Consider the following 9,297-nt stretch of genomic DNA (forward strand, 5'->3'; position numbering starts at 1 on the left):
TGCGGATCCCGCCGCTGTCCGTCCTGGCCGGACAGCGGCGGGATCCGCAGCGTGCCCAGGACGACCCCGTCGCTGTCGTCGACGAGCAGGTCCAGGCGGCGCTCGGCGCCGTCCAGGACGGCCCGCGCCGCCGCCACGGCCCCCAGGGGCACCCCCAGGGACTGGGCGACGCTCAGAGCGCCCCCCACGGGCACCATGGACAGCACGCATTCGGCCAGCTCCCGTCGCCGGTGCAGCAGGGCCACCGCGCGCAGCAGCGCACGGTCGTCACCGATCACGACGGGCCGCCGCGAGCCCCGGCGCGCGAGGACACGGGCAAATTCCTCCGCGTCCTCCGGGAGGCACACTTTCGTGGCCGCACCCGCGCTGAGCACGTCTTTCGCGATCCGTACGGACTCTCCGTCCGTCCTCCGGGCGACCGGATCGATGATCACCAGCAGCTGGTCCGGCGTCGCGAAAGTCGCCACCTCGGTCCTGCCTCGCTTCCTCGGGTAGCATCTTTGTGCAAGAGCCCCTTGCGCTATTGCGCCAGGGGCTTCGTCTATTCCGGGGCATCCGGGTCCGACGGTGTGCGGCCGACGACGGTCGCTCGGCGGCCGAAGGCGGTCGCTGTACCGCGACCGACGACGGTCGTGGTGCACGCGGTGGTGAGAGCCTCCGCGTACGCCCCTGACCCTGGACATGCCCCACCCGGAAGGGGTGTACGCGCGTGCCCGCACTTGTGCTGCTCGGTGCTCAGTGGGGTGACGAGGGCAAGGGAAAGGCCACCGACCTGCTCGGCGGCTCGGTGGATTATGTAGTGCGTTACCAGGGCGGCAACAACGCCGGCCACACGGTCGTCGTGGGCGACCAGAAGTACGCATTGCACCTCCTCCCTTCCGGAATCCTGTCGCCCGGATGTACGCCCGTCATCGGAAACGGAGTCGTCGTCGATCCGTCGGTCCTGCTCTCCGAGCTGAGCGGTCTGAACGAGCGAGGCGTCGACACGTCGAAGCTGCTCCTCAGCGGCAACGCGCACATCATCACGCCCTACAACGTGACTGTCGACAAGGTGACGGAACGCTTCCTCGGAAAGCGGAAGATCGGCACCACGGGACGGGGCATCGGCCCGACCTACGCCGACAAGATCAACCGGGTCGGCATCCGCGTACAGGACCTGTACGACGAGTCGATCCTGGAGCAGAAGGTCGAGGCGGCGCTCGACGTCAAGAATCAGCTGCTCACCAAGCTCTACAACCGTCGCGCCATCGCGGTCGATCAGGTCGTCGAGGAGCTGCTGGCGTACGCCGAGAAGCTGCGGCCGTACGTCGCCGACACGGTCCTGGTGCTCAACCAGGCCCTGGAGGACGACAAGGTGGTCCTCTTCGAGGGCGGCCAGGGCACCCTCCTGGACATCGACCACGGCACGTACCCCTTCGTCACCTCGTCGAACCCGACCGCGGGCGGCGCCTGCACCGGCGCCGGCGTGGGCCCGACGAAGATCAGCCGGGTCATCGGCATCCTCAAGGCCTACACGACCCGTGTCGGCGCCGGACCGTTCCCGACGGAGCTGTTCGACGAGGACGGCGAGGCGCTGCGCCGCATCGGCGGCGAGGTGGGTGTCACCACCGGCCGCGACCGCCGCTGCGGCTGGTTCGACGCGGTCATCGCCCGCTACGCGACCCGCGTGAACGGCCTGACCGACTTCTTCCTCACCAAGCTCGACGTCCTGACCGGCTGGGAGCAGATCCCGGTCTGCGTGGCGTACGAGATCGACGGCAAGCGCGTCGAGGAACTCCCGTACTCGCAGAGCGACTTCCACCACGCGAAGCCGATCTACGAGAACCTTCCGGGCTGGTCCGAGGACATCACGAAGGCCAAGACCTTCGAGGACCTGCCGAAGAACGCCCAGGACTACGTCAAGGCGCTGGAGGAGATGTCCGGCGCCCCGATCTCCGCGATCGGCGTGGGCCCTGGCCGGGACGAGACGATCCAGATCAACTCGTTCATCTGACGACCCTGGTCCGACGACAGATCGCCCCGGCCGCCTTCCGCGCACGCGGAAGGCGGCCGTCGGTCTCGCCGGCCCCCCGTCTCACTGGGAGATATGCCGCGAACAGGCATAGCCTGAAGCCACACCGACACCCCGCGCGTCGACCAGAAGAAGGTGAGTGCGATGCGCGTACTGCTCAAGGCACGGATGGACACGGAGAAGGCCAACGAGGCCATCCGCAACGGCACGCTGGGGAAGCTGATCCAGGAGTCGTTGGAACAGATCAAGCCCGAGGCGGCCTACTTCACGTCCGACCAGGGGAAGCGCACGGCCTACATCGTCTTCGACATGCAGGACAGCTCCCAGATGCCGGTGATCAGTGAGCCGTTCTTCCTCCAGCTCGGCGCGGAGATCACCTACACGCCGGTCATGAACGTCGACGACGTGCAGAAGGGCCTCGCCCAGCTCGGCCGCTGAATCCGGACCTGTGACGGGCCGACGTCAGCTGAACACGATCATCGACCCCTGCGCGAGACTCCGCGTCGCCGCCGCGTGCAGTCCGAGCCAGACATGCCGTTCGCGGGCGAACGGGCTCGGGTCGTACGGCGGCGCGAGCGCCGGTTCCTCCAACTCCGTCGGGGCGGCCGGGGGCTGGGGCGCGGCCGGCGGATTGGCCGGATCGATGCCGATGGACGGGGCGACGTACTCCAGTTCCCGCAGCAGGGACTGGGCGGAGCCGAGCGGGCCGCCGCCGGCGAGGAGTTCGTCGTTGGACAGGGGCTGCGGGAAGTCCACCGGGACGTAGGCGCCCGCGTGGTCGTAGTGCCAGACCAGGTGGGACTGCTGGGCGGTGGACTCGAACATCTCCAGGAGCTGCTCGTAGTCGCCGCCCAGGTCGTCCACCGGGGTCACCGGCAGCCCGCACACCTGGAGCAGGTAGGCGCGGCGGAGGAAGTGCAGGGCGTCGTAGTCGAAGCCGGCCACGGGGGCGACGTCTCCGGACAGGCCCGGCATGTACTGGTACACCGGCACGGGTGGGAGTCCCGACTCGGCGAGCACCTTGTTGTACTGCGCGAGTTCCTCGGCGAACGGATTGTCGGGGGTGTGGCACAACACGTCGACGAGCGGCACCAGCCACAGGTCACAGGCCAAAGAGAGCTCCTCACTCAGGGTGTCGCGTGGTCATTGCTCCATGCCCGAACGGTCCGTGCCCGTACGGTCATGGCTTCCATGCCCGGACTGGGAAGGGTAGTCGGTGCCTCCCGCGTCAGCTCCCTTCGTGCAGGTCCCATACCCACACTCCGGCCACCCACGTCCCCGGGCGGCCCACGAGCTTGTCCACGGTGGCCCGAAGCGGCCCGTCGTGCGGCTGCGGGACGAGCACCAGCGCGCCCGCCCGCCAGTACGCGAGGTCCCGTCGGGTCTCCTCGCGCGCGCGGGCGTCGATCACCTGGGTGACGCCCGTCTCCCGCACGTCCTTGAGGAGGCTCGCCGTCCAGTTCAGCGGGACGCCGTAGACGCCGCTGCGGTCACCGCCGCCGTACGGCCGGTTGAAGTAGCCGCCCGGCATGCGGAAGCCGAGGCCGGCGGTGGTCTGCCAGTGCAGGGCCTCGGCGGCGGCGGGCTCGGGCAGCGGCACCGGCACGAGGGACTCGCCGGGGCGGACGTACGCCTTCCAGGAGCCGTCGGTGAAGAAGGCGGGTACCTCGGCGCGCGGCTCGGACCTCAGCGGGGCCGGGATCAGGGGGAGCAGGGCCAGGCAGACGGCGAGGAGACCGGCGTACTGCGTGCCCAGGGAGCGGGCGTGGGCCAGCCGGCCGATCGCGAGGGCGAGGAGCATGCCGAGGACGGGCGCGCAGATCAGCGCGACGCGGCTGACGATGACCGACTCCAGCAGCGGGAGGCCGGCCAGCGGCGCCCAGGGGCCGGGGATCTCGGCGCCGGTCAGCGGGACGTGGACGCGCGGACCCAGGGAGAGGACGGCCGCGGCGGTCGCGGTGACGGCCAGCGCCCTGACGACGGGCCGGCGCCACAGGGCGACGGTGATCGCGAGGGCGAGGAGGAGCAGGGGCCAGCCGTAGAAGGCGTTCTGCTCGGTCGGGTTGAGGGAGAGGGCGGCGGCGCGGTCGGCGTCGCCCGCGAGGAGGGAGCGCTCGGCGAAGGTGAGCAGGGCGCGCACGCTGTTGGCGGCGCCGGGGCCGTGGTCGAGGTGGGTGTAGCTCTGCGGGCCGGAGAACTGCCAGGCCAGCGGGTAGACGACCAGGGTCAGGCAGACGGCCGCGGCGATCGCCAGGCCGTGCAGCAGGGGCCGTAAGGCGGCGCGGGCCACGCGGGGTCGTACGACGGCATAGGCGGCGGCGAAGAGGAGCGTGCCCAGCGCGGCCAGCAGCAGGGCCTCCTCGCCGAGGAAGACCTGGTAGGCGGCCATCAGGCCGAGGATCACCGCGTCGCGGGTGACCCGGGTGCCCGCGCACAGCCGCAGGCTCCGTTCGATGATCGCCGGGATCATGAACAGGACGACGAAGTTGGGGTGGGCGTTGGCGTGGCTGACCATGGGCGGCGCGAAGGCGGCCAGCGCGGCTCCGGCGAAGGCGGCGCCGCGCTGCGGAACGAGCCGGCGCAGGATCAGCCGGTACCAGGCCGCCGCGGTGGCCGCGAGGCCCAGTGTCATGGCGAGGCTGAGGGCGACGGCCGGGCCCCACAGGAGCGTGACGGGGGCGAGCGGCACGGACAGGCCGAACATGGCGGTGTTCGCCATCAGGTTCACGCCGTCGGGGACGCCCTGGAGGTCGCTGAACAGCGGGTTCCGCAGGTGCGCCAGGTTGTCGGCGGTCACCGCGAAGAACCACTCCCACTGGTTCTGGTCCTGGAGGGAGTCGGTGAGGTAGCGGCGGGCGGGGTCGAAGAAGCGGCCGGCGTAGAGCGTGACGGCCATGGCGAGGAACAGGGCGGTGGCGACGGCGTCGGCGGGCCTCGGGACCGGGAGGCGCAGGCGGATGAGGTCGCGCGGGAAGCGGAGGTAGTCCAGGGGGCGGATCTTGGAGCCGGGCCGGTGCGACCAGTGCACCGGGACCTCGGCGACCGGCCAGCCCGCCCGCTGGAAGTGGCGCAGGACCTCCACGTCGATGGCCCAGCCGTCCAGCCGGGAGGCGGCGAACGCGGCCCGGACCTTCTGGCCGTCGAACAGCTTGAACCCGCACTGGGTGTCGCGTATCCCGCGCACGGCGGTCCAGCGGATGAGCAGGTTGCCGGCTCCGGCGAGGAGTTCGCGCACCGGGTGCCGGCGGTCGCCGAGCGTCGCTCCCGGCACGGCCCGGGAGCCGACCGCCGCCGCCGCGCCGCCCTCCGAGAGCGCCGCGTCGAGCCGCTCCAGCTCGCTCACCGGTACGGCGAGATCGGCGTCGGTGATCAGCACGCGGCGTCCCCGGCTGGCGCCCACGCCGAGCCGCAGGGCGTGGCCCTTGCCGCGGTTGCGGGGGCTGGTGATCAGCCGCAGCCGGGGGTCGCGGCGCAGGGTGACGATCTCGCGGGTGGCGTCGGTGGAGCCGTCGTCGGCCACCACGATCTCCCAGCTGCCCCACCGGTCACCGGCGGCGGCGAGCTGCCGGGTGAGGGCGTCGAGGGTGGGGCCGAGCCGCCGTTCCTCGTTGTAGGCGGGCACGACGACGGAGAGGTCGGGGACCGGGCGAGCGGCGGGGCGGGACGCGGTGGTGCCGCGGGTCTCTGTGGTGCCGCGGGACCCGGGGACTCTGTGGGGGTCCTCGGCGGTGTCCGTCGCGCTCATCCGGCCGCCAGCCGCTCGATCAGCGCGACGGAGTGGGTGTTGTACTCGTCGAGGATCGCGCGGGCGGTGGTGGTGTCGCGCTGATACAGGGCGTCGACGAGTTCGGTGTGGCCGGACCACAGGTGGCCGCGCAGGTCGGTCAGCCGGCGCAGATGCTGGACGAGACACACCCAGGTCTGCACCCGGAGCCGGTTCAGGAAGTCGGCGAGATAGGGGTTGCCGAACAGGGCGCTCAGCTCGCGCCAGAACCGCAGGTCGTAGCCGATCAGCACGGTGAGATCACCGGCGGCGGCGGCCCGCTGGGCCTCCTCGCCGCGCCGGCGCACCCCGGCGACGGCCGCCGCGATCCGCGGGTCGGCGAGGTTCTGCGAGCTGTGCCGGCCCGCGTCCAGGGCGAGGAACATGCCCTCGATGACCAGGCCGCGCGCCTCCACCATGCCCCGGAAGTCCGCCACGGAGTACTCGTGCACCCGGAAGCCGCGATGCTGGTCGGCCTCCAGCAGCCCCTGGGCCGACAGGTCGACCAGCGCCTCGCGGACGGGGGTCGCGGAGACGCCGTACTGCTCGGCTATCTCCTTGACCGTGAACTCCTGGCCCGGCTGGAGCCGTCCGCCCAGCACCTCGTCGCGCAGCGCGTCGGCGATCTGCTGCCGCAGGGTGCTACGGGTCACGGCGCCGCTGCCGCTGCCCCTGCTGCCGTGCATGGTCGGCGTCTCCCTCGTCCTCGTCGCGCGCGCCGTCCGACGGCGGAGCGCCATCGGCGGATGGCGTGCTCGTCGGTATGTACGAGCACGCCACCTTACGCGTTCGACGAATTCAAGGGCTTGTGCGAATGACCGTGATCATGCGGTGCGCCCGCCGGCTATGCGGTGTACTCGTCGGCCACCGACAGCGCCGTGTCCAGGGCGGCGAGGCCCTCCTTCAGCTCCGCCTCGCTCGCGTTGCACGGCGGCACGAAGTGGGTGCGGTTCATGTTGACGAAGGGCCACACCCCGGCCTTCTTGGCGGCGGCCCCGAAGGCGGCCATCGGCGCGTTCGCCTCACCGGCGGCGTTGTACGGCACCAGCGGCTCGCGCGTCTCGCGGTCCTTCACCAGCTCCAGCGCCCAGAACATGCCGACACCGCGCACCTCGCCGACGCTCGGGTGGCGCTCGGCGAGCGCCCGCAGTCCCGGCCCGACGAGGGAGGCGCCGAGGTTCTTCGCGTTGTCGACGACGCCCTCCTGCGCCATCACGCCGATCGTGGCGACGGCGGCGGCGCAGGCCAGCGGGTGCCCGGAGTAGGTGAGGCCACCGGGGTACGGCCGCTTGGCGAAGGTCTCCGCGATCGCGCCGGAGATGGCGACCCCGCCCAGCGGCACGTATCCGCTGTTCACGCCCTTGGCGAAGGTCATCAGGTCCGGCACGACACCGGACAGGTCGGCCGCGAACCACTCGCCGGTGCGCCCGAACCCGGCCATGACCTCGTCCAGGACGAAGACGATCCCGTACTTGTCGCACAGCGCGCGCACGCCGGCCAGATAGCCGGGCGGCGGCACCATGATCCCGGCCGTGCCGGGGATGGTCTCCAGGATGATCGCGGCGATCGTCGCGGGCCCCTCGAAGGAGATGGTCGTCTCCAGGTGCTCCAGCGCCCGCGCGCACTCCTGCTCCTCGGTCTCCGCGTAGAAGCGGGAGCGGTACAGGAACGGCGCCCAGAAGTGCACGACGCCGGCGCTCGCCGAGTCGGAGGCCCAGCGGCGCGGGTCACCGGTGAGGTTCACGGCCTGCTGGGTGCCGCCGTGGTAGGAGCGGTACGCCGACAGCACCTTGGGGCGTCCGGTGTGCAGCCGTGCCATGCGCACCGCGTGCTCCACGGCGTCGGCGCCGCCGTTGGTGAAGAAGATCTTGTCGAGGTCGCCGGGGGTGCGCTCGGCGATCAGCCGGGCCGCCTCGGAGCGGGCCTCGATGGCGAAGGCGGGCGCGAAGGTGGTCAGGTGTGCGGCCTGTTCCTGGATCGCGGCGACGACCTTGGGGTGCTGGTAGCCGATGTTCGTGTAGACGAGCCCGCTGGTGAGGTCGAGGTAGCGCTTGCCGTCGTAGTCCCAGAAGTACGACCCCTCGGCGCCGGCCACGGCGAGCGGGTCGATGAGTTCCTGCGCGGACCAGGAGTGGAAGACGTGGGCGCGGTCCGCGGCCTTCACGGCCGCGCCGGTCTGGGGGTCGGTCTGAGGGGTCATGCCGGTGAGCGTAAATGTCCGCGATGCGGAAGCGGTATCGGCGTCCTGTTCCGTGGACGGGCGGATTCCGCGACAGGTTGTCGGGCGTGGACGGTCGGACCCGGCCACGGGAGGCCGAACGCATTGACAGCATGCTGGCAATTCGACAGGATGTTGTCATAAGCCTTCGCGGTCGGCCGAGCCCGCCACACCCGGTCCCCGCACCGCCCGACGACGCACGGAGGAACCCATGAGCACCACCGCCACCTCCCGCAAGCCCGTGTACCTCGCCGTCTACGACACCCTCGCCGACTGGGAGACCGGCCACGCGACCGCCCACCTGGCCCGCGCCGGGTACGAGATCCGCACGATCGGCCCCTCGGCCCGCCCGGTGACCAGCATCGGCGGCCTGCGTATCCAGCCCGACACGGCGCTGGCGGACGTACGCCCCGAGGACGGCGCGCTGCTGATCCTGCCGGGCGCCGACCTGTGGGACACCTCCGACGACCTCGCGCCCTTCGCCCGCACGGCGGGGGAGTTCCTGGCCGCCGGCACGCCCGTCGCCGCGATCTGCGGCGCCACCGCGGGCCTCGCCCGCGCGGGCCTGCTCGACGACCGCGCCCACACCAGCGCCGTCTCCTTCTACCTCGCCGCCACCGGCTACGCGGGCGGCGACCGCTACGTCGACACCGACGCCCTCACCGACGGCGGCCTGATCACCGCCGGACCCACCGAACCCGTCGCCTTCGCCCGCGAGATTCTCCGCCTCCTGGGCGTGTACGACGGTGAGGTGCTGGACGCCTGGTACCGGCTGTTCCACGACTCCGACGCGGAGGCCTACGCCGTCCTCGACAAGGCCGGGGCGCTGTGAGCCGGGAACGGCAGGACCTGCTCAGCCGCAGCGCGCTCGGCGTCTTCCGGCTCAACGGCCAGTTCCTCGGTGTCGCGGAGGAACTGGTCCGGCCCGCCGGGCTCACCGCCGCCTGGTGGCAGGTCCTCGGCGCGGTCCTCTCCGAACCCCTCCCCGTGTCCGGCATCGCCCGCGCCATGGGCATCACCCGGCAGAGCGTGCAGCGCGTCGCCGACCTGCTCGTCGGCAAGGGGCTCGCGGAGTACCGGCCCAACCCGGCACACCGGCGCGCCAAGCTGCTGACGCCGACGGAGCGGGGGCGTGCCGCCGTCGCCCGCATCGACCCCGGCCACGCCGCCTTCGCCGACCGGCTGGCCGAGGCGTACGGCGAGGCGGAGCTGGCCGAGGCCGTGCGCCTGCTGGAACGCCTGTCACAGGTCCTGGAAAAGCTGGAGCCGCCCGCGCGGGAGCCCGCCGCCGCGGCGGCCCCCGTT

9 protein-coding genes are annotated in these 9,297 nt (G+C 71.9%); 4 read left to right on the forward strand and 5 right to left on the reverse strand.

The genetic code is table 11. The features are described from left to right. The coding region (locus BZL64_RS26995; RefSeq protein ID WP_279634615.1) for a diacylglycerol kinase family protein at positions 1-467 on the reverse strand (467 nt) is incomplete at its 3' end. 242 nt (positions 468-709) lie between these two features. Here BZL64_RS26995 and BZL64_RS27000 point away from each other — a divergent pair. Both BZL64_RS27000 and BZL64_RS27005 read left to right on the forward strand, forming a co-directional pair. Next, positions 710-1,993, forward strand: a complete 1,284-nt coding sequence (locus BZL64_RS27000) for an adenylosuccinate synthase (protein ID WP_086771788.1) — start codon at positions 710-712, stop codon at positions 1,991-1,993. A 162-nt stretch (positions 1,994-2,155) separates the two neighbouring features. Next, positions 2,156-2,449, forward strand: a complete 294-nt coding sequence (locus BZL64_RS27005; RefSeq protein ID WP_086771789.1) for a DUF3303 family protein — start codon at positions 2,156-2,158, stop codon at positions 2,447-2,449. 24 nt (positions 2,450-2,473) lie between these two features. On the opposite strand, the gene BZL64_RS27010 is transcribed toward BZL64_RS27005, so the two are convergent. The 4 genes from BZL64_RS27010 to BZL64_RS27025 all read right to left on the reverse strand — a co-directional run bounded on the left by BZL64_RS27010 (position 2,474) and on the right by BZL64_RS27025 (position 7,974). Next, a complete protein-coding gene (locus BZL64_RS27010; RefSeq protein ID WP_086771790.1) occupies positions 2,474-3,124 on the reverse strand; it encodes a phospholipase D-like domain-containing protein in 651 nt (216 codons plus the stop codon). A 115-nt stretch (positions 3,125-3,239) separates the two neighbouring features. Beyond that, positions 3,240-5,756 carry a dolichyl-phosphate beta-glucosyltransferase gene (locus BZL64_RS27015; protein WP_086771791.1) on the reverse strand — a complete coding sequence of 839 codons (2,517 nt, stop codon included), beginning with the start codon at positions 5,754-5,756 and terminating at the stop codon, positions 3,240-3,242. Then, positions 5,753-6,460: a GntR family transcriptional regulator gene (locus BZL64_RS27020; RefSeq protein ID WP_086771792.1), complete on the reverse strand. Its 708-nt coding sequence runs from the start codon at positions 6,458-6,460 to the stop codon at positions 5,753-5,755. The genes BZL64_RS27015 and BZL64_RS27020 overlap by 4 nt, the downstream gene beginning before the upstream one ends. Before the next feature lie 158 nt (positions 6,461-6,618). Next, positions 6,619-7,974: an aspartate aminotransferase family protein gene (locus BZL64_RS27025; protein WP_086771793.1), complete on the reverse strand. Its 1,356-nt coding sequence runs from the start codon at positions 7,972-7,974 to the stop codon at positions 6,619-6,621. 229 nt (positions 7,975-8,203) lie between these two features. Between BZL64_RS27025 and BZL64_RS27030 the strand changes: the two genes are divergently transcribed. Continuing rightward, positions 8,204-8,824 carry a type 1 glutamine amidotransferase family protein gene (locus tag BZL64_RS27030; protein WP_086771794.1) on the forward strand — a complete coding sequence of 207 codons (621 nt, stop codon included), beginning with the start codon at positions 8,204-8,206 and terminating at the stop codon, positions 8,822-8,824. After that, positions 8,821-9,297, forward strand: a 477-nt coding sequence (locus BZL64_RS27035; protein ID WP_086771795.1) for a MarR family winged helix-turn-helix transcriptional regulator, incomplete at its 3' end; no start/stop codon positions are given. The genes BZL64_RS27030 and BZL64_RS27035, both read left to right, overlap by 4 nt.

Source organism: Streptomyces bobili (assembly GCF_002154575.1).
GTDB classification, from domain to species: Bacteria; Actinomycetota; Actinomycetes; order Streptomycetales; family Streptomycetaceae; genus Streptomyces; species Streptomyces bobili.